Source organism: Agrobacterium sp. 16-2014-1-2a (assembly GCF_053522705.1).
The window spans coordinates 240,023-264,692 of sequence record NZ_JBNWBX010000005.1; the positions used below are offsets into that span (position 1 = coordinate 240,023).

Genomic DNA, 24,670 nt, shown 5'->3' on the forward strand with positions numbered 1-24,670 from the left:
CCCGTTTTTCAGACGCCTGTCATATAATTTCTATATTTCAATAACTTAGAGGCCGCATCAAAACTGGCACGCCCCTTGAATGTATGTCCGTAGTCGCTGTTACTGATCTGCCAGCGCGAGGAGAGTCGGCTCCGTGCCGAGGACAAACAAAGGATGGGAAACCAGATGAAAATTGTGATGGCCATTATCAAGCCGTTCAAGCTGGATGAAGTGCGCGAAGCGCTCACCGGCGTCGGCATCCAAGGCCTGACCGTGACCGAGGTAAAGGGTTACGGACGCCAGAAGGGACATACCGAGATTTATCGCGGCACGGAATATGCGGTGAGCTTTCTTCCCAAACTGAAGATCGAGATCGCGGTTGCATCAGACGTCGTCGACAAGGCTGTCGAGGCAATCGCGTCGGCTGCAAAAACCGGGCAGATCGGTGACGGCAAGATCTTCGTCTACTCTATCGAACAGGCCGTGCGCATCCGTACCGGCGAAACCAACACAGAAGCGCTTTGAAGCACGGCTGACAGGGAGTTTTCTAGCTATGCAACTCAACAAGTTTTCAACGCTCGGCAAACTGGGTGCCGGTGTGGCAGCCCTGATGGCCCCGGCAATCGCCTTTGCGCAGGATGCCGCGCCGGCAGTAGCAGCGGCGGCCCCCGTTCCGGAAAAAGCCGATACCGCATTCATGTATGTCGCGACGATCCTCGTGCTTTTCATGATCATTCCGGGTCTGGCCCTGTTTTATGGCGGCCTCGTGCGCACCAAGAACATGCTCTCCGTTCTCATGCAGTGCACGGTCATCGGCGCGGTCATGATGCTCGTATGGGTAATCTACGGTTACTCCTTCGCCTTCGGCGGCGGCACCGGCCCGTATTTCGGCGGTTTCGGCAAGCTGTTCCTGTCCGGCGTTTCGCTTGACAGCACCTCGGCAACCTTCTCCCAGGGCGTCGTGATCTACGAATACACCTTCATCGCCTTCCAGATGACCTTTGCGGCCATCACGCCCGCGCTGATCATCGGTGCATTCGCGGAACGCGTGAAGTTCTCGGCAGTCATCCTGTTCACCATCCTGTGGGCCACCTTCGTCTACTTCCCGATCGCTCACATGGTCTGGGACGCGAACGGCCTGATCTTCGGCATGGGCGCTCTCGACTTCGCCGGCGGCACCGTCGTCCACATCAATGCCGGTATCGCTGGCTTGATCGGCGCGATCATGGTTGGCAAGCGTACCGGCTTCGGCAAGGACATGATGGCCCCGCACTCCATGACGCTGACGCTGGTTGGCGCAGCCATGCTGTGGTTCGGCTGGTTCGGCTTCAACGCCGGCTCCAACCTCGAAGCATCTGGCGGTGCGGTTCTTGCAACCATGAACACCTTCCTCGCCACTGCAGCAGCCATCGTTTCCTGGTCGCTGGTTGAAAGCTTCACCCGCGGCAAGGCTTCCATGCTGGGCGCAGCTTCGGGCATGATCGCCGGCCTCGTCGCCGTAACGCCTGCGGCCGGTTCCGTCGGACCCATGGGCGCTATCGTTCTCGGCCTCATCGTCTCGCCGATCTGCTACTTCTTCGTCTCGGTTGTGAAGAACAAGTTCGGCTACGACGACACAGCTGATGTCTTCGGTGTCCACGGCATCGGCGGCATCATCGGCGCCCTCGGCACCGGCATCTTCACGTCTCCGCTGCTTGGCGGCACGGGTAAGGCGGACTTCTCTATCTCCTCGCAGCTCTGGACGCAGTTCGTTGCCGTCGCCATCACCATCGTATGGTGCGCAGTCGTCTCGGCAATCCTCTACAAGATCGTCGACGTGATCGTTGGTCTGCGGGTTCCGGTCGAAGCGGAACGCGAAGGTCTCGACCTTGCGACCCACGGCGAAGCCGCCTACCACTCCTGATATCCGGGAAAAGGGGTTCTCCATCCCCTCTCCCAAAAGAAGGCCCGCTTCGGCGGGCCTTTTCTTTGCCGCAAATCCGGAAGCGGCTTTTAAAAAACCGCATGGTTAACACGACATTAACCAGGAAGCTGTTAGTTTTCCCTGTCAATCCGGGATCTGGTCAACTGCCGGATCTTGCCGAAACCACAAAAACTACGGGTTCAGGGACATGGGCAGAATGAATTCTCCGACATTCGACGGTCGTCACACGCGTTTCGTGCTGACGGCGTTTTTCGTGCGGCAGGTCATGGCTCTTGCCGGTTTTGCCTTGCTTGCCACGATTGCGCTGGGGATTACCGCTCTTGCCACATGGAACGTGGCGGACCCGAGCCTGTCCTATGCAACAGGCAACCAACCCACCAATCTTCTCGGTTACGGCGGCGCAATCTTCGCCGATATCGTGATGCAGTTCCTCGGCCTTTCCGCAATCATCGCGCTTTTGCCGGTGATTGCCTGGGCGATCGCCCTGATCGCCGGTCGCAAGTTCAACCGGATACCCGCCCGCCTCGTCGCCTGGATCGCCGGCGCCATCGTCTGCGCCGCCTCGCTCGGCTGTTTTCCCGCGCCCGTGACATGGCCGCTGCCGAACGGCATCGGTGGCGTCATCGGCGATATGATCCTGCGCTTCCCAGCTCTCTTCATCGGCGCTTACCCCACCGGCACGATTGCGACGGTGCTGGGCGCTATATTCGCTGCTCCCGCCGCCTTGATGATGCTGTTTGCCGCCGGTCTCGTGGGACGCCCGGAAGATGACCTGGAACAGGAAGAACGCGCGCCGGTCGCAAACAAGGCCCGTGCCACCCGTCAGGTCGAGGAAGAAGACGATGACGAGGGCGAAGGCTTCTTCGCCAATATTCTCGCCTTCGGCGCAATCGCACATTACTGGTACATCTCGCAGGCCCGCCTTCGCCGCCTGTTCGGCCTGAAGTCGAAGTCCCTGCACGGTGAATTCGAACACCCTTACGATTTCAACGAATATGAATTCGGCACGCTGAACGAACCCTCCCGCCTCAAGACGGCGATCAACCGCCTCGACCAGCGCGCGGAACCGTCTTTCGAAGAACGCGCCGCATCCCGTCGCCAGATGTCGCCTCCCTCCATCGCGCCCGATCACGATGCGGACGGGGACGACGAACCGTCGTTGGACGCAGACGGTCGGCGATTGCCCAACGGCATTCTCTCGGACGACCACAGCCTGGACGAGAACGACCCGAAGTTCGTGGCTAGACAGGCACCTGGGCGCGGCCAACCCAGAATAACCGCCCCTTCCGCACGCCCGAAGCCCAGCGAGCGCGTGGCAAGGGAAGCGCAGGCCTCCTTTATTGCCGCAGACGGTTTCCAGCTGCCCACCGTGCATCTTCTGGCGGAACCCAAGAACGTCGTTCGCGACCATACGCTGAACGAGGAAGTGCTGGAGCAGAATGCCCGCCTTCTGGAAGGGGTTCTCGAGGATTTCGGCGTCAAGGGTGAAATCATTCACGTCCGCCCCGGCCCGGTCGTCACGCTCTACGAACTGGAACCAGCACCCGGCATCAAATCCTCGCGCGTCATTGGCCTTGCCGATGACATCGCCCGCTCCATGAGCGCGATCGCCGCGCGCGTTGCAGTCGTGCCTGGCCGCAACGCCATTGGCATCGAGCTTCCGAACCAGACGCGTGAAACCGTGTTCCTGCGTGAACTGGTCGGCAGCCGCGACTTTGAAAACAGCAAGGCCAAGCTCGCCATGGCGCTCGGCAAGACCATCGGCGGCGAACCCGTCATCGCCGATCTTGCCAAAATGCCGCATCTTCTCGTTGCCGGTACCACGGGTTCGGGCAAGTCGGTCGCCATCAACACCATGATCCTGTCGCTGCTTTACCGCATGTCGCCGGAGCAATGCCGCCTGATCATGATCGACCCGAAAATGCTCGAACTATCGATCTATGACGGTATTCCGCATCTGCTCTCCCCCGTCGTTACCGATCCGAAAAAAGCCGTCGTGGCGCTGAAGTGGACGGTGCGCGAGATGGAGGAGCGCTACAAGAAGATGTCGAAGATCGGTGTGCGCAACATCGATGGCTTCAACAGCCGTGTGCAGCAGGCGATCGACAAGGGCGAAATCCTCACCCGCACGGTGCAGACCGGCTTCGACCGCCAGACCGGCGAGGCAATGTACGAGACGGAAGAATTCGACCTGAAGCCCCTGCCCTATATCGTCGTCATTATCGACGAAATGGCGGATCTTATGATGGTGGCAGGCAAAGACATCGAAGGTGCCGTACAGCGCCTCGCTCAGATGGCGCGTGCCGCCGGTATCCATGTCATCATGGCAACCCAGCGTCCGTCCGTCGACGTCATCACCGGCACCATCAAGGCGAACTTCCCGACCCGCATCTCCTTCCAGGTAACGTCTAAGATCGACAGCCGCACCATTCTGGGCGAACAGGGCGCAGAACAGCTGCTCGGCATGGGTGACATGCTCTATATGGCCGGTGGCGGCCGCATCCAGCGCGTGCACGGTCCCTTCGTTTCCGACAATGAAGTGGAAGAGATCGTCGCCTATCTCAAGACGCAAGGCACGCCGGAATATCTGGAAGCGATCACCGAGGAAGACGATGAGGAAGGCAATGGCGGCGGCCCGGCCGGCGCCGGCAATTTCTCCGATTCGGAAGACCCCTATGATCAGGCCGTGGCTGTCGTGCTGAGGGACGGCAAGGCCTCCACTTCCTACGTCCAGCGACGTCTCGGCATCGGCTACAACCGCGCCGCCTCGCTGATCGAACGCATGGAGCAGGAAGGCATTATCGGCCCCGCCAATCATGCCGGAAAACGCGAAATACTCGTACCAACGGAAGCAGACATCATCGAGCGGTAATGCACGTCGCCCAAAAGGCTGTCGTGGTTTCGGGATAACGACATGCGTGAGGCGAAGACGGCAACCAAGCGGGGCGAAGAAGCGTTAATACACGCTTTCAACGTCATGAAGCCGCCGCCTTTATGCGGAAAATCGCTGCGATGAAGGAGAACAGAATGAACGACCTCACTACCGGCGAGATTGCCACCGCAAACACACCAGAGAACGGCGTGACGCGACGTGGCGTGCTGACGGCGTTTTCCATGGCTGCGGTCATGGCCGGCCTGTCGCCGCTCAACGCATTTGCTCAGGCTGCCGGTAACAGCGCGACCGCGCAGAAAATTGCCAATCACTTCTCGTCGGTCAAAACCATGATGGGAGAGTTTGTCCAGTTTGGCCCGCGCGGTGAACAGACCGGCGGCAAATTTTACATCGAACGGCCCGGCAAGCTTCGATTCAATTATGAAGACCCCTCGCCCATGCGGGTCATCTCCGACGGCAAGAATGTCGTCATCGGCAACATGAAGCTGAAGACATGGGATTTGTATCCACTGTCAAAGACCCCGCTCAGCCTGCTTTTGTCCGACAAGATCGATCTGAGCAACCAGAAGGTCCGGAACGTGAAGGAAGAGTCGGACCTGACCACCATCGTACTGGGTGACAAGAGCGTGTTCGGCGATTCCACCATTACCCTGATGTTTGACCCGAAAACCTTCGATCTGAGGCAATGGACGACGACCGATGCCCAGAACAAGGACACGACTGTCATGATCTTCAACGTGCAGACGGGCGTTAACCTCGACGAACGCGTTTTCAACATCAACTACGAAGAAGTCCGCAAACGCGGCTAAAGGCCGGGCGGTCCACGGCGACAGTTCAAAAGGCGGCCCTGCGGTCGCCTTTTTTATTTTGCCGCTAAAATGCATTCCCGTTTTCATCGCGATGTTATAAGCCTGCGCCCCGGAAACATGCCTCGAAACAATCGGCTTCGAGGCTATAGAAGCGGAGCACATGCATGTCGTTTTCGATAACCACCTGGAACATCAACTCGGTCAGGCTCAGAATGCCGATCGTGGAGCAGTTTCTGGTGCGTTACAAACCCGACATTCTCTGCCTGCAGGAAACGAAATGCCCGAATGGCGAGTTTCCGATGAAGCCGCTGAAGGCGCTCGGTTACGAGCACGTCATCATCCATGGCCAGAAGGGCTATCACGGTGTGGCGATCGCTTCGAAAATTCCGCTGACAGAAGATCACCGTCAGGACTATTGCGGTATAGGCGATGCACGACACATTTCGGCGATTTTTCAGGTTGGATCGCGCCGCATACGGCTGCATAATTTTTATGTTCCGGCTGGCGGTGACGAACCCGACCGGTCGATAAACCCGAAATTCGGCCACAAGCTGGATTTCATCGAAGAGATGAAGGCGCTTCGCGCCGACGGCGTGCCCGGCACCTCGTCCATTCTCGTGGGCGATCTCAACATCGCGCCGCTTGAAAATGACGTCTGGTCGCACAAGCAACTGCTGAAGATCGTCAGCCATACGCCGGTGGAAACCGACGGCATGCTCGATATCATGAAGAAGGGCAACTGGCTCGACCTGATGCGGCTGAACGTGCCTGATAGTGAAAAGATTTATACCTGGTGGAGCTACCGCGCCAAGGATTGGGAAGCCGCAGACCGTGGCCGCCGTCTCGACCATATCTGGTCGTCGCAGGATCTCGGCCCCTCGCTTGAAAAGATCGATATCTTGCGCGAAGCACGCGGTTGGAACCGGCCATCCGACCACGTTCCAGTTACGGCCCATTTCCGTTTCTGAAGCGCTGGCTCTTTAAAATCAGGAGAAGCGGTTCTGCAAACGGGCCGCGCCCGCAGCGAGTGCGGCGATATTATCGCGAATGCGTGCCGACACGATATCGGCAACCTCGGGAAACTCCTCCACCAGCCGGTGAAAAAGAATGCGCGTTATCCGGATGACCTCGGAATCCTCCGCGGCAATGGCGGTGAATTTCCTCTCGCAGAGCGTGAAAAGCGCCAGCTCCGAAAGAAGCGCCCCCTTGCCCGGTGTCGCCTGCAACGCGGGTTTGCCATCCCGCCCGGCCGTAAATAGCTCGAAATGGCCTGACGTCACCGCAAAGGCGCACTCGGCCGGGGAATGTTCCCGGAACAAAGTCTGACCCGCCGCCACGCGGCGGCGTTCCGCGCCGAAGGCGATCAGCCGCAACTGATCGTCGCTGAAGCCCGCAAACAACGGCACTTGCCCCAGAAGCATGATGTCATCCGTCAAGGCCATGTCGATTGCTACTCCAGAAAACCGCCTGCACCACTATAGCGGTTTTCGGATATCGGCCTTCAAAATACAAGATGTTAGAATATCCTGCGTCCTCTCGGACGCAGAAAGGGAGCTCGTTCAGGGAACGATCTTGTATCCGCCGTTCTCTGTCACCAGAATTTCGGCATTGGAGGGGTCTCGCTCGATCTTCTGGCGCAGACGATACACATGCGTTTCGAGCGTATGCGTCGTCACTCCGGAATTGTAACCCCAGACCTCTTCCAGCAAGACGTCGCGGGTGACGACGGCGTTCCCGGCGCGGTACAGATAACGGATGATCGCCGCTTCCTTTTCCGTCAGCCGGATTTTTTTGCCGTCTTCAGTTGTCAGCAGCTTCTGGCTGGGTTTGAACTGATAGGGGCCAACGGTGAAAACCGCATCTTCGCTCTGCTCGTATTGACGCAGCTGCGCCCGGATGCGGGCCAGAAGGACGGCGAAGCGGAATGGCTTCGTCACATAATCATTGGCGCCCGCTTCGAGACCGAGAATAGTGTCGGAATCGGTATCGTGGCCGGTCAGCATGATGATCGGTGCCTTGAAGCCACCCTTGCGCAGCAGCTTCACCGCCTCTCGGCCATCCATGTCAGGAAGACCGACATCCATGATCAGAAGATCGACCTGGGCAGTCTTTGCGGTCTGCATCGCCTGCGCAGCGTTTGCGCCGCTCAGAAGCGAGAATTCCTCATAGGGAGATAGTTGCTCAGTCAGCGTCTCCCGAAGATCGTCGTCGTCGTCCACCAAAAGGATAGTGCGAGCCGTCATTCGGATTCTCAGCCTTTCTTACTTTAGCGCATCGGCCCAAAAATCGCCGTTGATTTTCGGAAAGCGCAATGCGTAGTTTAAAAGAGTTAGAGCATCCATTGTGCCTCCGAAATAAGGCACGGCGCTCTAATTGTCAGCCAATTCAGCGGTTTGCCGATAAAAGGTCAACCCATTGCCATGATATTACGAAGTGCTATGACTTCACGTTAGATAACCTGCAAAGCAAAATCTCGTGAAAAACATGAGCAGACAGCCCGTAAAGCAACATAAACGCGCATCGACGCTCATGGTTCGGCCGGCGCCTTTGAAAATAAGCCGGGCCATCGTTCAGCTCGGGCATCTCACCTTTCCCGCAGCGATCGGGCGCAACGGCCGTACCGTGCTCAAACGCGAGGGAGATGGAAAGTCACCGATTTCCGTCACGCGCCTGCTGCACGGATTTTATCGCGGCGACCGTAACCCCGCCATCGCCACGACATTGCCGATGCAACGGACGCAGCAATCCATGCTTTGGTGCGACGAGCCACGCAGCGCCAGTTACAACAGGTTGGTCAAGTCCCCTTTCGCACTGAGCCACGAGGAGATGATGCGAAAGGACGGCCTTTATGACGTTTGCCTCGTGCTCGATTGGAACATCACGTCGAGAAGTCGGAACCGCGGTTCGGCAATCTTCATGCATATGATCCGCCCGGGATATGAGCCGACCGCCGGCTGCGTCGCTCTCCATCCCCGCGACATGAGGCGCATTCTGCCTTATATGCGCAAGGGTACGAAAATTCGCATCGTGTAGATCAGGCACAAAAAAACCCGCCATCTTTGGCGGGTTTTTTTTAAAAAAGGAGAAAGCCGGTGATTACGCGGCTTCTTCCTGAGAATCGTCCTCTTCGACGGCCTTGCCGCGCTTCGGACCCTTGGCAAGGTTGACTTCCACCAGGCGAACAGCCTCGGTTTCAGACATCTTGTTGACAGCAGCAATTTCGCGCGCCATGCGATCAAGAGCAGCTTCATAAAGCTGACGCTCGGAATAGGACTGCTCCGGCTGGTTTTCCGCACGGTAAAGATCGCGCACAACTTCAGCAATCGCGATAAGATCGCCGGAATTGATTTTCGCATCATATTCCTGGGCGCGGCGCGACCACATGGTACGCTTCACACGCGCCTTGCCCTGCACCACTTTCAGCGCCCGCTCGACAAAATCGCCTTCGGAAAGCTTGCGCATGCCGATGCTCACGGCTTTAGCGACGGGAACTTTAAGACGCATCTTGTCTTTTTCGAAATCGATGACAAAAAGCTCAAGCTTCATGCCGGCAACTTCTTGTTCCTCGATGGCAGAAATGGTACCGACACCATGAGCGGGATACACAATCGCTTCACCGGTTTTGAAACCGTGATGTGCTGGAGATTTCTTCTGCTGGGTCGTCATTCGTTCTAAAAACTCCCTGTTACATACCCGGCAACGCCGGGGTTGGGTCGGTCAGGCCCTGATGAGACGGGGGAACCGTCAGGTGACTCCGCACTGGTCCAGCCGTGCACGCAAAAACACACCTTCCCGCATTGCGGGCTTCGATAACGTAAACGCTCGATATGTCACGGAAACCGCGTGCAAAAGAGGTGTTGCTTTCGTGGTGTTTTTGGGCACACAAATGCCACGCTGTGGATCAGTATCGTTGGTGTACCACAAAAATAGGCACAAATCAATAATTTGCTTCGACCGTGGCCGCAACATCACATGGCGGCCAAAGAACCACCTATAAATGGGCTACCGGAATACTGTCAAATGCTTCGTAACCGTTCCCTACCGTATAAGAAGCAAAAAAATTTCACTTCCCAACTGAAGAAACACGAAAGCCTCTTAAACTCTTCGTAATTACACGCCAATATCCGATTCGAATGAAAAGGCAAAATCCGCAAATTGACGGTGCTTTTTTACGTTAAAGTGTGATTTTTGGAGGAATCCACATCAAATGGGCTACAGAAATAATCCAAAACGCGAAAAACAGATCGAAAAAGCACGACAGCAGGCAATTGCCGAAAACGCGCCATTTCTTGATCCGGGTATACTCTATGGAAGAGCAAGCGCCGACGACATAGAATATTATTCCGCCGAAATGCTGGCCGCAAGCGCGGCGCACAGTTTCGAGGCTCTTTCGCGCTGGACTGGAGACGCGCCCCATATCAGCATCGCCCAGGTGGAGGGCGTCACCCCGCGAGATATTCCGGTAACGGTTCTGACGATTATCGGCCGCAATATGCCCTTCCTCTACGATTCCGTCATGGGTGAGGTCACAAGCAGCTATCGCGGCCTCTATCTCGCGGTCCACCCCATTCTGGTGCCGGATGCAACGGCGCAGGCGGGTTATCGCCTTGCGGAGCCTGATGACGATCCCACCGGGAATATCAGCCTCATCCAGCTGCACATCGCCCCACTGACCCAGCAGGCCGCAACGGCGCTGGAAGAAAGATTGCGTTTCGTGCTGGCGCAGGTTCAGTCCGCCTACAGAGACTGGCGGCCCATGCTGTCGAAACTCGACGAAGCCCTAGACGAATTGTCAAAACGCGGCTCCTCGCGGCGCAAGACCGAGCGCGCGGAAGCCGTCGAGTTTCTCAACTGGCTTCGCAACGACAATTTCACCTTCCTCGGCATGCGCGATTACACCTATTCCGGAACGGGAAAGAACGCGAAAATCGAACGAGGTGACGGCGTCGGCCTCGGCAGTCTGAGCGATCCGGATGTGCGCGTGCTGCGCCTTGGCAAGGACGCCGTGACAACGACGCCTGAAATCCTCGCCTTCCTCGACGGTCCGGACTTCCTCATCGTCACCAAGGCAAATGTGAAGTCCATCGTGCATCGCCGCGCTTATATGGATTATATCGGCATCAAGCGCTTCGACGAGGATGGCAATGTCATCGGTGAATTGCGCATCGTCGGCCTTTTCACCGCCACCGCCTATACGCGTTCGGTAAAGCACATCCCGCTGCTACGTGCCAAAATTGCGGATGTCGAGCGGCATTTCGGTTTTGATCCGAACAGCCACTCCGGCCGCATTCTGCAGAACACGCTGGAAGCCTATCCGCGCGACGATCTCTTCCAGATCGAAACGGATCTTCTGATCCGCTTCATCGAGCAAATCATGGAACTGAGCGACCGCCCACGCGTGCGCGTCCTCGCACGTATCGACCGTTTCGACCGCTTCGTCTCGGCCATCATCTTCGTGCCGCGCGAGGAATACAATTCCTATGTGCGCGAGAAGATCGGCGACTATCTTAGCAAGGTCTATGACGGGCATATTTCCGCCTATTACCCGGCCTTCCCCGAAGGCGCTGTCGCCCGCGTCCATTTCATCGTCGGCCGCACGGAGGGCAAGACGCCGCGTATCGCGCAGGACAAGCTGGAGGATGCCGTCAGCGATATCGCAGCACGCTGGATAGACCATTTCGTTGCCCTTTCCGAACCTGGTGCGCCGGTGCTGGAGGTGGATCAGGCCTATCAGGAAGCCTTCACGCCGGAAGAGGCGATTGGCGACATGGCGGATATTCTGGCCACCGTGAAGGGTGAGCCGGTCCGCATCGAATTTTACCAGCAGGAAGGCCAGTCAGCTGAGACGCTGTCGCTGAAGATCTTCCATAGGGATGGCCATCTGCCACTGTCGCGCCGTGTGCCGCTGCTGGAAAACCTCGGTTTCAACGTCATCAGTGAGCGCACCTTCGACATCGGTGTAATCTCGGACGGCGAAAAGCGCGACATCGTGCTGCATGATATGGAACTCGCCGTCGCCAAGGGCGTGACGCTGGATCTGCCGCAATACGGACAGAAACTCGAAGAAGCATTCCTTGCTGCCTTCTCGGGCAAGGTCGATAATGACAACTTCAACCGGCTGATCCTCGCCTGCGGCCTAACCGTGCGCGAAGTGTCCGTCCTGCGCGCCTATGCGCGTTATCTGCGCCAGACCGGAATCGTTTATTCCCAGGAGCATATTTCCGAAACGCTCTTTAAATATCCGGCCATTTCACGGAATATTTTCGCGCTGTTCAAGGCTGGCTTCGATCCGTCCATCGACGAGAAGAAGCGGCTGAAGAAACTGGCAGAGATGCACAAGACGATCGAAGCGGCATTGAGCGGTGTTCCCAATCTCGACGAAGACCGCACCTTGCGGCGTTATGTCAACGCCATCGACGCCACGCTTCGTACCAACTACTTCCAGAAAAACACCGATGGCACGCCGCGTGACCTGCTGGCGTTCAAGTTCGATCCCAAACATCTGGACGGCCTGCCCGATCCGCGTCCCTTCCGCGAAATCTTCGTCTACGGAACCGAAGTAGAAGGCGTGCATCTGCGCTTTGGCAAAGTGGCGCGCGGCGGTCTGCGCTGGTCGGATCGCGGCCAGGATTACCGCACGGAAGTGCTCGGTCTCGTCAAGGCGCAGCAGGTCAAGAATGCGGTGATCGTTCCCGTTGGCGCCAAGGGCGGCTTTTTCCCGAAGAACCTGCCTGTTGGCGGCTCCCGCGACGAGGTCTTCAATGCAGGCCGTGAAGCCTACAAGACCTATATCCGCACTCTTCTGTCCATCACCGACAATATCGTTGACGACGCCGTCGTACCGCCGGCCGATACGTTGCGGCTTGATGGTGACGATCCCTATTTCGTCGTCGCCGCCGATAAGGGGACCGCGACATTCTCCGATACGGCAAACGGCCTCGCCCACGCCGCCGGCTTCTGGCTGGACGATGCCTTCGCATCGGGTGGTTCCGCCGGTTACGACCACAAGAAGATGGGCATCACCGCGCGCGGTGCCTGGGAAACGGTAAAGCGTCATTTCCGCGAAATGGACACCGACATCCAGACCACGCCCTTCACAGTGGCAGGTGTCGGCGACATGTCCGGCGACGTTTTCGGCAACGGCATGTTGCTGTCGGAAAAGATCAGGCTGATCGCAGCCTTCGATCATCGCGACATCTTCATCGATCCGGACCCCGATACCGACAAATCCTTCGCTGAGCGCAAGCGGCTTTTCGAATTGCCACGCTCAAGCTGGCAGGATTACGACCGTTCAACGCTCTCAAAAGGCGCAATGATCATCTCGCGTTCCGAAAAATCGGTGACGCTGACGCCGGAAGCCGTCGCTGCCATCGGCATCGACAAATCCGTCGCTACACCCTTCGAGATCATGACCGCCATTCTGAAGGCGCCAACCGATCTTCTGTGGTTCGGCGGCATCGGCACCTATATCAAGGCGGCGGTGGAAACCAACGCCGAGGTGGGTGACAGGGCGAACGACCCCATCCGCGTCAACGCCACCGAGCTGCGCGCCAAGGTCATCGGCGAAGGCGCCAATCTCGGCATTACCCAGAAGGGCCGTATCGCCTATGCGCTGGCGGGTGGGCGTTGCAATTCCGACGCCATCGACAACTCGGCCGGCGTGAATTCCTCCGACGTCGAGGTCAACATCAAGATCGCCCTCGCCTCCGCGGTCAATAGCGGTCGCCTGACGATGCCGAAGCGCAACCAGCTTCTTGCCTCCATGACGCCGGAAGTGGCGCAGCTGGTGCTGCGCAACAACTACCTGCAATCGCTGGCAATCTCGCTGACGGAGCGGCTTGGGCTTGCAAACCGGGAAGAACTCGGCCGCCTGATGAGCGCGCTGGAGGCAACCGGCCAACTGAACCGCAAGGTCGAAACCTTGCCGAGCAATGCCGAGCTCAGCGAAAGATATGCCACCGGCAAGCCGCTGACCCGGCCGGAAATCGGCGTGCTGCTTTCATATGCCAAGCTGACACTGTTCGACGCTCTGGTGGCAAGCCCGCTGCCCGACGAACCCTATCTCCAGCATCTGCTCGCAGACTATTTCCCGGCCAAGATGCAGAAGAACTATGCAGACGATATCAAGGCGCATCGCCTGCACCGCGAAATCGTTGCGACAGCGCTCGCCAATGCCGTGGTAAACCGCGGCGGCCCTGGCTTCGTGCAGAAACTCGCCGATGCGAGCGGCCTCCTGTCGGCGGATGTCGTCAAGGCAGCGGTGATCGTGGAGGACGGTTTCGGCCTCAAACGTCTTTGGAGCGAGGTCGACGCGCTTGACGGAAAGATCGGCGGAGAAGTCCAGAACGGACTTTATGCCACGATCACCCGCATCTACTCCGATGCAAGCAGGCTCTATTTGCAAACCGGGAGCGTGGGCGCTGGAACGAGCGACATGGCAACCGAAATCGAGCGCCTGAAAACTGCCATCAAGACGCTATCGCCGGCAGCGGCGAAATATCGCCGCGAGCTTGGCGTCACAGAAATCGACGGTGTTCCCTCTGGCCTTCTGGAAGAGCTGGATACGCTTTCCCTGCTGGTCTATGTGCCAGAGATCATGCGTATCGCCGAAAATGCGGGCACGACGCTTGCCCGCGCCGCCGAAAGCTACGCCACGGTCTCCTCGACCTTCCGTGTCGCGCGGCTGCTGGATGCCAGCCAGCGCATCACGCCGGCCGATCACTACGAGAGCCTGGCTCTTCTGCGCAGCCAGGACCAGATCGCCTTGTCGAGACGCCGGATCGTCATCTCGGCCCTCACCGAGTATGCGAAGGAAAAGGACCCGGTTCAGGCGTGGTATGCGGCCGACCGCGTGCGCGTCAATCGCATCGTCTCGGAACTCGGTGCACTGAGCGAAAGCGGCGATACCAACCTCGCCCGCCTGACAGTTGCGGCGGGGCTGCTTGGTGATATCGTTCAGACGCGCTGATCGACCATTCGACAAACGCCATCCGAGTGACTGGCCCGGATGGCCATAAATGAAGCGTTTGCGCCGGCATCACGCATTTTATCCCCCATATCCGATAGGACGATGAATGACTGTCCCCTCCCCAAATGCGGAAACAGTGGTTGCCAAACGCGGCATCTGGGGCTGGGTCATGTTCGATTGGGCGGCACAGCCCTTTTTCACGGTCGTTACGACCTTCGTTTTCGGACCCTACTTTGTCGCCCGCCTCACCGATGATCCTATTTCGGCGCAGGCGACATGGAGCAATATGGCGACGGTCTCCTCGATCATCATCGCCCTCTTCTCGCCCATCCTCGGCTCCATTGCCGACCAGTCCGGCGCGCGCAAACCGTGGATCGCCTTTTTTGCCGCTATCAAGATCGTCAGTCTTTTATTCCTCTGGTTTGCAGCACCGGATTCGCCGATCATTCTGCCCATCGTCTGCATGATATTCGCATCCATCGCGGCGGAGTTTTCGATCGTCTTCAACGATTCCATGATGCCGCGACTGACCAATCCGCAGAATGTCGGACGCATTTCCAATCTCGCCTGGGGCCTCGGTTATCTCGGCGGCATGGTGGTGCTGATTGCCGTGGTGACGCTTCTGGCCGCAAATCCAAAGACAGGGCTGACTATCGCCGGTATCAAGCCGCTTTTCGGTCTCGATCCCGCAACCGGCGAGGACGCCAGAATAACCGGCCCAATAGCCGCAATCTGGTATTTGCTCTTCATTCTGCCGATGTTTCTGCTGACCCCGGATGCGGACAGGGGCCTACCCTTCGGAGCGGCGATCCGCTCTGGTCTTGCGGAGCTCAAGACAACCCTGCGCGAACTTCGAGACAGACCCGTCCTGTTGCGGTTCCTGATTGCACGTATGCTTTATCAGGACGGCGTCAACGGCGTGCTCATTCTGGGTGGGGTATTTGCGGCGGGAATGTTCGGCTGGGCGACGATGGAAATCGGCCTCTTCGGCATCCTGCTCAACGTCGTCGCCATTGTGGGCTGCTTTGCGGCCGGGCGCGTCGATCAGAAACTTGGCTCGCGGATCACCATCCTTATCAGCCTGGTTCTTCTGCTCATCGCGACGGTCGGCATCGTCTCGACAGAAAAGGCCTCGACACTGTTTGGCTGGATCCAATTGCCGACAGCGGACAATGGCGGCATCTTCGCAACCGGCGCGGAAAAGGCCTATCTGCTCTATGGCATATTGATTGGCCTCGCCTTCGGTCCCGTTCAGGCCTCGTCGCGTTCCTATCTGGCGCGCAACATCACCATTGCCGAGGCGGGACGCTATTTCGGCATCTATGCGCTATCGGGCCGCGCCACCAGCTTCATGGCGACGCTGTCCTTTTCAATAGCAACCTACCTCAGTGGCTCCGCACATATTGGCATGGCCACCCTCACCGTGTTTCTGGGGTTGGGGTTTGTTCTGTTGCTGCGCGTCCCGGAACGGGCGGCAAGCTAAAGAACCGGAGAGAGCATTTGAGGGGTCTCACCCGAAATGCTCCAGCCTCCGTCAGAGCTGATCGAGTTTTTGCTGCAATGCGCGCAGCTGCGACTTCAGCTCATCGATTTCGGATGCATTCGGCTTGCGCGTTTCCTTGGGCGCCTGCGGCATTGCAAAAGGCGTGAACCCCTGCATTGCCTGCCGGAACAGTTCCGTATTGCGGCGGATCTGCTCTTCCATCATTTGCAGTGGAGCCTGGAAATTCCGCGCAAGCGACCCGTCACCGAACGCCTTGGCCATATGCTCCTGCATCTGGCTCTGCTGATCGGAGAAGGTTTTCATCGAATGTTCGAGAAATGTCGGAACGACCATCTGCATCTGGTCACCGTAATAGGAGATCAATTGCCGCAGAAACGCCGTTGGCAAAAGCGTATTGCCGGTTTTGGCTTCCTGTTCAACAATGATCTGCGTCAGAACCGCATGGGTGATGTCTTCGGATGATTTGGCGTCCTGAACCTTGAAGTCCTCGCCGCGTTTAACCATCTGCGCCAGATCATCCAGCGTCACATAGGTGCTGGTTCCGGTGTTGTAGAGCCGCCGGTTGGCATATTTTTTAATGATTGTTTCGCCGTCGTGTTTTGCCATGCCCGCCTCCTCGCGATGATGGTATTTTCTTGTTTTTTGGTGTTATTGCTCTTCCCGCGCGAAGTGTATGCGCAAAACAAGCCCCGTGACAAATGTTTTGTGCATCGCAACAGTTTGTTTTTTGCGCAGCAATTTTCCGCAAGATTCCGGCTTGATTTAGCAACATCTTTTAAAGCAACTTTCGGCATTTGACTTGTATTCAAAGCTTTGCCAGTCTCCGCCCGCAAGTGAGGAGAAACAGATGACGCCTTCAATCGTGATTGCCAGCGCTGCGCGCACTGCCGTCGGTTCTTTCAATGGTGGCTTTGCCAATACGCCCGCCCACGAGCTTGGGGCAACCGTCATCAACGCCGTCCTGGAGCGCGCCGGTGTCGCAGCCCATGAGATCGATGAGGTCATCCTCGGTCAGGTGTTGACGGCAGGCGAAGGGCAGAACCCGGCGCGGCAGGCGGCAATGAAAGCCGGCATTCCGCAGGAGGCAACCGCCTTCGGCATCAATCAGCTATGCGGTTCCGGCCTGCGCGCCGTCGCACTCGGCATGCAGCAGATCGTTACCGGCGACGCGGCCATCATCATTGCCGGCGGGCAGGAATCCATGTCCATGGCGCCCCATTGCGCCCATTTGCGCGGTGGCGTGAAGATGGGCGATTTCAAGATGATCGACACCATGCTGAAAGACGGCCTGACGGATGCCTTCTACGGCTACCACATGGGCATAACCGCCGAGAACATCGCCCGGCAATGGCAGCTTTCCCGTGATGAACAGGACCAGTTCGCTGTCGCATCGCAAAACAAGGCCGAAGCTGCGCAGAGCGCCGGCCGTTTTGCGGATGAGATCGTGGCTTTCACGGTCAAGGGCCGCAAGGCAGATATTATCATCGATACTGACGAACATATCCGTACCGGTGTTTCGCTGGAAACCATGGCAAAGCTGCGCCCCGCCTTCGACAAGGAGGGCACGGTAACGGCCGGCAACGCCTCCGGCCTCAATGATGGCGCGGCTGCCACACTTCTGATGTCGGAGCAGGAAGCGGCAAAGCGCGGTATCAAACCGCTGGCGCGCATCGCCTCCTGGGCGACGGCGGGTGTCGATCCGCAGATCATGGGAACCGGCCCCATCCCCGCCTCACGCAAGGCGCTGGCCAAGGCAGGCTGGTCGATCGGCGATATCGGCCTCGTTGAGGCCAACGAAGCCTTTGCCGCCCAGTCCTGCGCTGTCGTGCGTGAGCTTGGTCTTGATCCTGATATCGTCAACGTCAATGGCGGTGCGATTGCCATCGGCCATCCGATTGGCGCATCCGGCGCCCGTGTGCTGAACACGCTGATTTTCGAGATGCGCCGCCGCAACGTATCGAAGGGGCTCGCAACGCTCTGCATCGGCGGCGGCATGGGTGTTGCCATGTGCATCGAGGCGCTCTGAAAACCGCCGTGCGGCCTTCCAAAAAGCAATTCCGGTTCAGCGGCCAATAGGGTAGAAGCGGTCTCCCATTGGCCGCATTTCTGTGGCCGTTGAGCACGGCTAAAACAGTTCAGGAAATGGAGGCCATATGAGCCGGGTTGCGTTGATTTCGGGCGGGACAAGCGGCATAGGCGCAGCAATAGCCCGTGCCTTGCAGGCAGCCGGCTACCAGGTGGCCGTCAATTACGCCTTCACGACCGATAGGGCAGAGGCCTTCCAGAAAGAAACCGGCATCCCCGCGTTTCAATGGGACGTGCGAGACTATGATGCCTGCGTAAAAGGCATAGCCCAGGTTGAAGAGGCCTTCGGCCCCGTCGAGGTTCTCGTCAACAATGCCGGCATCACCCGCGATGCGATGTTTCACAAGATGACACCGCAGCAATGGCGCGAGGTGATCGACACCAACCTCACCGGCGTCTTCAACATGACGCATCCCGTCTGGTCGGGTATGCGCGACCGCGGCTTCGGTCGCATCGTCAATATTTCCTCCATCAATGGCCAGAAGGGCCAGGCAGGCCAGGTCAACTATTCCGCCTCAAAGGCTGGCGATATCGGCTTCACCAAGGCGCTCGCCCAGGAAGGCGCAAGCCGCAACATTACCGTCAACGCCATCTGCCCCGGTTACATCGGCACGGAGATGGTGAGGGCTATACCGGAGAAAGTGCTGGCCGAGCGGATCGTGCCGCAAATCCCGGTCGGGCGCCTGGGCGAACCGGAAGAGATCGCGCGCTGCGTCCTGTTTCTCGTGTCGGACGAGGCTGGTTTCATAACCGGCTCCACGATGACCGCAAATGGCGGGCAATATTTCGCCTGAGATCGGCACCCCTTCTAACGGGAAGGAAGCAGGTAAACTTTTCGTGATATCTGCCGTGATAATATCGCCACGCACAAAAACTTGATCGAAAAATACCGCAATATAGGAACTGCTAAACTAATGAAAATACGACAGTTTTCGTATAGTTTAGAATGAATCCAGAGTTCGCTTTCGGATATCCTCGGAGGTTTTTCTTGACAGTGGGTGTCCTGTTTTGGTTTAAGAACGAAAACAACGTGTTGCGTCATACAGGCAGTCGATCATGCTGGTTTGCAGCTGCAATTACATCACCGACCACGATATCCGGGACGTCATTAACGAGCTCCTCGATGAGGACTGTTGGCAGCTTATCGTTCCGGCAAAAGTGTATCATGCCATGGAAAAACGTGGCCGCTGCTGCGGCTGTTTTCCGACTGTCGTCGACCTGATCATACAGACAACCGAAGAATATCACGCCCGTCGCCACTCGACGGAAGCAGATGTTTTTGATTTTATGTCCCGCTTGAAGCGATTCCATGAAGAGAACAGGAGAGCGGACATTGAAAGGCGACACAAGAGTCATCGAGCGGCTTAACGAAGCCCTTTTTCTAGAACTCGGTGCGGTAAACCAGTATTGGCTTCACTACCGACTTCTGAATGACTGGGGCTACACCAAGCTTGCAAAGAAGGAGCGTGCGGAATCCATCGAAGAGATGCAGCACGCCGACAAGATCATCGATCGTATCATTTTCCTGGAAGGTCATCCCAACCTCCAGACCCTGGCTCCCCTGCGCATCGGTCAGAACGTCAAGGAAGTGCTCGAAGCCGATCTGGCGGGCGAATATGACGCACGGACGTCCTACAAGAAATCGCGCGACATCTGTTCCGAGGCCGGAGACTATGTCTCGATGAAGCTGTTCGAAGCACTGCTGATCGACGAGGAAGGTCACATCGACTTCCTTGAGACCCAGCTCGAACTGCTCGGCAAGATCGGTGCGGAAAAATACGGCCAACTCAACGCCGATTCCGCCAACGAAGCAGAATAAGCTCTCGCAATCGACCAAAGAAAAGGCGGCCAGTGGCCGCCTTTTTTATTACTTGCCGGCAAGGTGCCGGAATTCCGCAACCACTTTCTCGTAGACCGCGCGCTTGAAGGGCACGATGAGCTCCGGCAGGCTTTCCATCGGCTTCCAGTCCCAGGCGTCGAATTCAGCCGTATGCCCTGTTGGAGGTGGGTCGATCTGGATTTCGCTTTCGTCGCCATCAAAACGGAAGGCAAACCAGCGTTGCGCCTGCCCGCGATACTTGCCTCTCAGGCCGATGCCGATAAGTTCGGGCGGCAGATCATAATGGATCCAGTCGCTCGCTTCCGCCAGCAACGTCACCGTTTTCATCCCCGTCTCTTCGTAAAGTTCGCGAATGGCGGCCGTCAAAGGCCGTTCACCGTCATCGATGCCGCCCTGCGGCATCTGCCACAATTGCGGTGAACCGTCATATTCCGAATTGCCTTCACTGATGCGCCGGCCGGCCCAGACAAGGCCTTCGGCGTTCAGAACCATAATCCCCGCACAGGGACGGTAAGGCAAATCTTCTGCTTTGATTGTCATTGGAAACCCGCACTGTCTGCGCGCCGAAAAGGCGCTAAGGAATGGCCGCGCAGAAGGTTTACTGCCCCGCCTGCTGCGAAACAAGCGCAGAAACACCAACGATCTCAATACCGCGACCGCCCGCCTCCCGCGACCACTTCGAGATTGCAGCGATGCTTTCGTCAAAAGCCGAGGCAACGCCGATCGCCTGACCGTTACGTCGCGCGATCCGCTCCAATTCGTCCAGCTTGCGCAGGATAGTGGCTTCGGTGACCTCACCGTCAAGCAGAACATCGGCAAAGCCCTGCGGCGCGGAAATGGCTTTGGCAATCCCGCCGCTCAGCGACTGCGCCGAAGAGGCATCGTCCAGAAAAAGCAGCCCGCGCTTGCCGATATCGCGCATGACCGGCTCCAGCGCCGCCTGCTCGGAAAGGAAACGCCCGCCGAGATAATTCATGATGCCAGTATAATTGGTAATTTTCGCCATGGAGCGATGCAGCCGGTCGATATTGACCTTCGCGGGATCGCCCGCCAGTAGCGTGTCCGGGCCGGGATTGGTGCCGGGATACCCGAAGGGCTCCAGCGGTATCTGGAGAAGGATTTCATGCCCCTCACGGCGTGCTTCCTGCATCCAGCGCTGCAGGCTGTTACCGCTTGCAGCAAAACCGAGCGTCACCTCCGGCGGCAGTTCCCGGATCGCCTTTTGCGAACCCGTCTGGCTGAGGCCGAGACCACCGACCACGATCGCCACCCGGGTGCCGCGTGCGCCGGACCATGGCCGGGCATATTGCTCCATCGGCCGCAAACCATCGGCACCGACGACCGGCAATCTGCCGAATGCGGTTTCTTCCAGCAATGCATCATTGGGCCGCGTGGCCATGCGCGGATCCTGACCGTAGGTCTGGCCGCTCATCAGCACCGGTCCGTCGCTGTCACGGGGGCGAGGAGAATAGACCGATACCACATTGCCATCCGGCATCGTCGCCCGATTTATATTGGCGCCGGAGCGGCCGCTTTCCGGCTTCAGACCAGCCGTATCGTTGGGATCCGCCACATCGGCTGCTGCCGTTTTCGGAGCATCTTCGCGGAGCTGGGGCTGGGTGTCCGGCCCGGAAGCCGTCTTCTGCAGATTGCCGGGCGACAGGGCCGTATAGACGGAAAGCCCGCCGATCGTCAGAACTGCAAGCGCGGACAGAACCATAATGACGGAAAAGCGCCGGTTGATACCGGCGCTTTTTTTCTGTCGACCCAGAAGCGGTTTTCGCAGGTCAGAAGGCAATGAACGATCCGTCCAAACGGTTAGGCAATCGAGAAAATGCGCCGGCTGGCCGGCGCATCCATCTTACTGCTTGTTGACCACAGCCTTGTCCGGGTTCGGCGGGAACGACGGATCGGTCTTGGCACCGCGCAACAGATCCAGCGCATAATTCAGCTGGATATCGTCCTTGGCTTCCGGCGGAACGTAAGCGGAAGAACCCGAACCTTCGTCCGTTTCGCTCTGGCCCTTGATATGGCCGGTCAGGCTGGATTCACCTTCGGTCGTGACACGGCCCTGCAATTCCGGCGGCAGCGGCTGTTCGACCTTGATATCAGGCGTAATGCCCGTGCCCTGGATCGATTTGCCAGACGGCGTGTAATAAAGCGCCGTGGTCAGACGCAGCGCGCCGGCCTCGCCGAGCGGGATGATCGTCTGGACCGAACCCTTGCCGAAGGAGCGCGTGCCGACCACAGTCGCGCGACGCAGGTCCTGCAGCGCACCGGCGACGATTTCAGACGCCGAAGCAGAGCCACCGTTGATGAGCACGATAACCGGCTTGCCATCGGTCAGATCGCCAGCCGTTGCATTGAAGCGACGGGTCTCGTCCGGGTTACGGCCACGGGTCGAAACGACTTCGCCACGCTGGAGGAAGGCGTCGGAAACATTGATCGCCTGATCGAGCAGACCACCGGGGTTGAGACGCAGATCGAGCACGTAGCCCTTCAGCTTGTCAGCCGGCACATCCGTCTTGATCTTCTTGATCGCCTTTTCGAGATCGTCATAGGTCTTCTCGGTAAATGAGATGACGCGGAGATAACCGACATCGCCCTCGACACGGGACTTGACCGCGCGTACGGCAATGACATCACGCATGACGGTGAATTCGAGCGGTTTATCGGCGCCCTGGCGGATGATCGTCAGCTTGATCGGCGTCTTGACCGCGCCGCGCATCTTCTCGACCGCCTGCTCCAGCTTCAGACCGCGAACCGGCGTACCGTCGATTTCCGAAATATAGTCGCCGGCAAGAATGCCTGCGCGCGAAGCCGGCGTGTCGTCCATCGGCGAGATGACTTTGACCAGTTCATTTTCCATGGTCACTTCGATGCCGAGACCGCCGAACTCACCCTTGGTCTGGGTGCGCATGTCGTTGGCGTCCTTGGCATTCATGAAGCTCGAATGCGGATCAAGCGAGCTGAGCATGCCGTTGATGGCATTTTCGACCAGCTTCTCGTCATCCGGCGGCGTCACATATTGCGCACGCACACGTTCGAACACGTCGCCAAAGATTGACAGTTCCTTATAGGTCGAAGGCCCGGCCGCCTGTGCCGGCATGCTCGCCGAATAAATCACACTCATCGCCGTGGCGCCCATAAGCCCACCGATAAGGAGAAGCGAAACCTTACGAATCATTGTGCGCCCTTCCGGTATTTTTTGCGGTCCACCAAGGTTGGGAATCAACCGGCACACCATCTTTCCTGAACTCAATGTAGAGCGTTGGCCGGTCGGTTTCCAGCGCCAATGCTGCTGCACTCGCTACTCTTTTTGCACCCATGGAGGCGATTGGCTCTCCGGAGAACACAAACATTCCCTGCCGTGTCCTCACATTGTCCATTCCCGTCATGACCACATGGTATCCGTCACCCGTATTGAGGATGATCATTCGGCCGTAACTGCGAAAATCTCCGGCAAATACAACAAAGCCGTCTGCGGGTGCCGTCACGATGGCCTCAGGTCCGGTCGCGACGACAATTCCCTTGGAAAAGTGGCCCGTACCATCCGCATCGCCGAACCGGCGCAACACATCTCCAGCCACCGGCAGGTCCAGCTTTGCCTTCAAACTCGCGAAGGGATATGCGGGCGCAATACGGTTTTTATCGGGCATTCCCGCCTCGGCTGCGGCACGCTCCTTCTCACGTTCCGCTTCGGAAAGACGGGCCACGCGCTGCTCTTCCGCACGCGCCCTTTCCATAGCTTCCCGCACCGAACTGATCTCACTTTCAAGCGAACCGACCAGACCCTCGAGGCTGGTCGCCTTGCTTGCAAGCTCCTCGGATCGCTTGCGTTCCACCTCCAGCGCCGCGGCGGTCTGCGAATTTCTGCGGTCGTTTTCAGCAAGCAGCAGGTCGAGGCGTTTTTCCTCTTCCAGACTTGCCGTCATCATACCCGTAAGATCGTCCTTTTCGCGAGCGATTGCCTGCCTGACGTCGGTCAATTCTTTGAGAGCAGAAACCAGCTTGTCGGTCTCACCGCGAATGCCGGGCACGACTGCGCCGAGAAGAATGGCGCTGCGCACCGAAGCCAGCGCATCATCAGGCGAAACGAGAAGGGCGGGGGGAGGGTTTCTGCCCATACGCTGCAGCGCCGCCAGAACCTCCGCCAGCACGCCACGCCTCTCGCGCAGTGATGCCTTGACGCCATCTTCGCGGACCGAAAGCTTGGCCAGACGATCCTCGCCATCGCTGATCTTGGTTTCCAGTGCCTTGCGGCGCGCAGCCGACGCTATCAGCTCGTCGCGGATACGGGCGCTATCCTGATTAAGGGAAGCAATGCTTTCCTCGAGATTTCGGGTCTTGTCTTCCGAAAGTCCGATGCTGTCGACCAGCTCTTCCAAATCCTGGCGGTTCTGATCACGGCGCTTTTCCAGCGTCTGAAGCGCTTCCGGCGACGAATCACCCTCACCAGCAGGCGCAGCACCCGCATCATCGCGCGAAAAGGCGCGTTCAACGGGGGAAATCCCCAGGACAAGGACAGCGAAAACCGCGCCCGCAAGGGCAGCGTGGCGTTTTCGTTGAGACCTCTTGTCCATTTGAACTTTCTTTGATGCCGAAGCAGGAGCGCCGATACTAGGGATTTTGCCCCAATCTTCCAAGAGGCCAGAAACAGGCTGGCTT

Annotated in this window: 20 protein-coding genes; 12 read left to right on the forward strand and 8 right to left on the reverse strand. The window is 58.1% G+C overall.

Annotated features, from left to right (window positions below; all coding sequences use genetic code 11):
- Window positions 1-153: 153 nt before the first annotated feature.
- From ACQZ45_RS17070 to ACQZ45_RS17090, 5 genes are all read left to right on the forward strand, one after another.
- Entirely contained in the window at window positions 154-504 is a 351-nt protein-coding gene (locus ACQZ45_RS17070; protein ID WP_019565993.1) for a P-II family nitrogen regulator, read from the forward strand.
- A 28-nt stretch (window positions 505-532) separates the two neighbouring features.
- Window positions 533-1,882, forward strand: coding sequence for an ammonium transporter (locus ACQZ45_RS17075; protein WP_003516494.1), 1,350 nt, complete (start codon window positions 533-535; stop codon window positions 1,880-1,882).
- A 217-nt stretch (window positions 1,883-2,099) separates the two neighbouring features.
- Window positions 2,100-4,775 (forward strand): DNA translocase FtsK, encoded by a 2,676-nt coding sequence (locus ACQZ45_RS17080; RefSeq protein ID WP_019565992.1) that lies wholly within the window; start codon window positions 2,100-2,102, stop codon window positions 4,773-4,775.
- 155 nt (window positions 4,776-4,930) lie between these two features.
- A complete protein-coding gene (locus ACQZ45_RS17085; protein WP_013636963.1) occupies window positions 4,931-5,605 on the forward strand; it encodes an outer membrane lipoprotein carrier protein LolA in 675 nt (224 codons plus the stop codon).
- Between the two features lie 164 nt (window positions 5,606-5,769).
- Entirely contained in the window at window positions 5,770-6,573 is an 804-nt protein-coding gene (locus ACQZ45_RS17090; protein ID WP_013636964.1) for an exodeoxyribonuclease III, read from the forward strand.
- 18 nt (window positions 6,574-6,591) lie between these two features.
- Here ACQZ45_RS17090 and ACQZ45_RS17095 read toward each other — a convergent pair whose 3' ends face one another.
- Window positions 6,592-7,047 (reverse strand): cyclic nucleotide-binding domain-containing protein, encoded by a 456-nt coding sequence (locus ACQZ45_RS17095; protein WP_003516486.1) that lies wholly within the window; start codon window positions 7,045-7,047, stop codon window positions 6,592-6,594.
- A gap of 117 nt (window positions 7,048-7,164) precedes the next feature.
- Window positions 7,165-7,848 (reverse strand): response regulator transcription factor, encoded by a 684-nt coding sequence (locus tag ACQZ45_RS17100; protein ID WP_113291833.1) that lies wholly within the window; start codon window positions 7,846-7,848, stop codon window positions 7,165-7,167.
- Between the two features lie 286 nt (window positions 7,849-8,134).
- Here ACQZ45_RS17100 and ACQZ45_RS17105 point away from each other — a divergent pair, with 286 nt between their 5' ends.
- Window positions 8,135-8,638 (forward strand): L,D-transpeptidase family protein, encoded by a 504-nt coding sequence (locus ACQZ45_RS17105; protein WP_038492519.1) that lies wholly within the window; start codon window positions 8,135-8,137, stop codon window positions 8,636-8,638.
- A gap of 63 nt (window positions 8,639-8,701) precedes the next feature.
- Here ACQZ45_RS17105 and ACQZ45_RS17110 read toward each other — a convergent pair whose 3' ends face one another.
- Window positions 8,702-9,271 (reverse strand): CarD family transcriptional regulator, encoded by a 570-nt coding sequence (locus ACQZ45_RS17110; RefSeq protein WP_003492641.1) that lies wholly within the window; start codon window positions 9,269-9,271, stop codon window positions 8,702-8,704.
- 541 nt (window positions 9,272-9,812) lie between these two features.
- Here ACQZ45_RS17110 and ACQZ45_RS17115 point away from each other — a divergent pair.
- Window positions 9,813-14,573 (forward strand): NAD-glutamate dehydrogenase, encoded by a 4,761-nt coding sequence (locus ACQZ45_RS17115; RefSeq protein ID WP_113291832.1) that lies wholly within the window; start codon window positions 9,813-9,815, stop codon window positions 14,571-14,573.
- A gap of 106 nt (window positions 14,574-14,679) precedes the next feature.
- Window positions 14,680-16,056, forward strand: coding sequence for an MFS transporter (locus ACQZ45_RS17120; protein WP_113291831.1), 1,377 nt, complete (start codon window positions 14,680-14,682; stop codon window positions 16,054-16,056).
- Window positions 16,057-16,107: 51 nt separating this feature from the next.
- Here ACQZ45_RS17120 and phaR read toward each other — a convergent pair whose 3' ends face one another.
- Window positions 16,108-16,683, reverse strand: coding sequence for a polyhydroxyalkanoate synthesis repressor PhaR (phaR, locus tag ACQZ45_RS17125; protein ID WP_003516476.1), 576 nt, complete (start codon window positions 16,681-16,683; stop codon window positions 16,108-16,110).
- A gap of 241 nt (window positions 16,684-16,924) precedes the next feature.
- Between phaR and ACQZ45_RS17130 the strand changes: the two genes are divergently transcribed.
- From ACQZ45_RS17130 to bfr, 4 genes are all read left to right on the forward strand, one after another.
- Complete coding sequence (locus tag ACQZ45_RS17130) at window positions 16,925-18,103, forward strand: acetyl-CoA C-acetyltransferase (RefSeq protein ID WP_003516475.1); 1,179 nt, start codon at window positions 16,925-16,927, stop codon at window positions 18,101-18,103.
- 127 nt (window positions 18,104-18,230) lie between these two features.
- Window positions 18,231-18,956 carry an acetoacetyl-CoA reductase gene (phbB, locus tag ACQZ45_RS17135; RefSeq protein ID WP_003516474.1) on the forward strand — a complete coding sequence of 242 codons (726 nt, stop codon included), beginning with the start codon at window positions 18,231-18,233 and terminating at the stop codon, window positions 18,954-18,956.
- 262 nt (window positions 18,957-19,218) lie between these two features.
- Window positions 19,219-19,530, forward strand: coding sequence for a (2Fe-2S)-binding protein (locus tag ACQZ45_RS17140; RefSeq protein ID WP_013636971.1), 312 nt, complete (start codon window positions 19,219-19,221; stop codon window positions 19,528-19,530).
- Complete coding sequence (bfr, locus tag ACQZ45_RS17145; RefSeq protein ID WP_003516472.1) at window positions 19,496-19,981, forward strand: bacterioferritin; 486 nt, start codon at window positions 19,496-19,498, stop codon at window positions 19,979-19,981. Before ACQZ45_RS17140 ends, bfr begins: the two co-directional genes overlap by 35 nt.
- Window positions 19,982-20,029: 48 nt before the next feature.
- Here the strand turns inward: bfr and ACQZ45_RS17150 are convergent, their stop codons facing one another.
- The 4 genes from ACQZ45_RS17150 to ACQZ45_RS17165 all read right to left on the reverse strand — a co-directional run bounded on the left by ACQZ45_RS17150 (window position 20,030) and on the right by ACQZ45_RS17165 (window position 24,585).
- Window positions 20,030-20,542 (reverse strand): RNA pyrophosphohydrolase, encoded by a 513-nt coding sequence (locus tag ACQZ45_RS17150; RefSeq protein ID WP_029658814.1) that lies wholly within the window; start codon window positions 20,540-20,542, stop codon window positions 20,030-20,032.
- Between the two features lie 58 nt (window positions 20,543-20,600).
- On the reverse strand, window positions 20,601-21,800 hold the full coding sequence (locus ACQZ45_RS17155) for a divergent polysaccharide deacetylase family protein (protein ID WP_003516469.1): 1,200 nt from the start codon (window positions 21,798-21,800) through the stop codon (window positions 20,601-20,603).
- A 63-nt stretch (window positions 21,801-21,863) separates the two neighbouring features.
- Entirely contained in the window at window positions 21,864-23,189 is a 1,326-nt protein-coding gene (locus ACQZ45_RS17160; protein WP_003516467.1) for a S41 family peptidase, read from the reverse strand.
- On the reverse strand, window positions 23,179-24,585 hold the full coding sequence (locus ACQZ45_RS17165) for a murein hydrolase activator EnvC family protein (RefSeq protein WP_003516466.1): 1,407 nt from the start codon (window positions 24,583-24,585) through the stop codon (window positions 23,179-23,181). Before ACQZ45_RS17165 ends, ACQZ45_RS17160 begins: the two co-directional genes overlap by 11 nt.
- Window positions 24,586-24,670: the final 85 nt, after the last annotated feature.

Bases quoted from the DNA above. Each gene is read 5' to 3' on its own strand.
- ACQZ45_RS17070 (WP_019565993.1), top strand. From the start codon at position 154: ATGGGAAACCAGATGAAAATTGTGATGGCCATTATCAAGCCGTTCAAG.
- ACQZ45_RS17075 (WP_003516494.1), top strand. From the start codon at position 533: ATGCAACTCAACAAGTTTTCAACGCTCGGCAAACTGGGTGCCGGTGTG.
- ACQZ45_RS17080 (WP_019565992.1), top strand. From the start codon at position 2,100: ATGAATTCTCCGACATTCGACGGTCGTCACACGCGTTTCGTGCTGACG.
- ACQZ45_RS17085 (WP_013636963.1), top strand. From the start codon at position 4,931: ATGAACGACCTCACTACCGGCGAGATTGCCACCGCAAACACACCAGAG.
- ACQZ45_RS17090 (WP_013636964.1), top strand. From the start codon at position 5,770: ATGTCGTTTTCGATAACCACCTGGAACATCAACTCGGTCAGGCTCAGA.
- ACQZ45_RS17095 (WP_003516486.1), bottom strand. From the start codon at position 7,047: ATGGCCTTGACGGATGACATCATGCTTCTGGGGCAAGTGCCGTTGTTT.
- ACQZ45_RS17100 (WP_113291833.1), bottom strand. From the start codon at position 7,848: ATGACGGCTCGCACTATCCTTTTGGTGGACGACGACGACGATCTTCGG.
- ACQZ45_RS17105 (WP_038492519.1), top strand. From the start codon at position 8,135: ATGGTTCGGCCGGCGCCTTTGAAAATAAGCCGGGCCATCGTTCAGCTC.
- ACQZ45_RS17110 (WP_003492641.1), bottom strand. From the start codon at position 9,271: ATGACGACCCAGCAGAAGAAATCTCCAGCACATCACGGTTTCAAAACC.
- ACQZ45_RS17115 (WP_113291832.1), top strand. From the start codon at position 9,813: ATGGGCTACAGAAATAATCCAAAACGCGAAAAACAGATCGAAAAAGCA.
- ACQZ45_RS17120 (WP_113291831.1), top strand. From the start codon at position 14,680: ATGACTGTCCCCTCCCCAAATGCGGAAACAGTGGTTGCCAAACGCGGC.
- phaR (WP_003516476.1), bottom strand. From the start codon at position 16,683: ATGGCAAAACACGACGGCGAAACAATCATTAAAAAATATGCCAACCGG.
- ACQZ45_RS17130 (WP_003516475.1), top strand. From the start codon at position 16,925: ATGACGCCTTCAATCGTGATTGCCAGCGCTGCGCGCACTGCCGTCGGT.
- phbB (WP_003516474.1), top strand. From the start codon at position 18,231: ATGAGCCGGGTTGCGTTGATTTCGGGCGGGACAAGCGGCATAGGCGCA.
- ACQZ45_RS17140 (WP_013636971.1), top strand. From the start codon at position 19,219: ATGCTGGTTTGCAGCTGCAATTACATCACCGACCACGATATCCGGGAC.
- ACQZ45_RS17150 (WP_029658814.1), bottom strand. From the start codon at position 20,542: ATGACAATCAAAGCAGAAGATTTGCCTTACCGTCCCTGTGCGGGGATT.
- ACQZ45_RS17160 (WP_003516467.1), bottom strand. From the start codon at position 23,189: ATGATTCGTAAGGTTTCGCTTCTCCTTATCGGTGGGCTTATGGGCGCC.
- ACQZ45_RS17165 (WP_003516466.1), bottom strand. From the start codon at position 24,585: ATGGACAAGAGGTCTCAACGAAAACGCCACGCTGCCCTTGCGGGCGCG.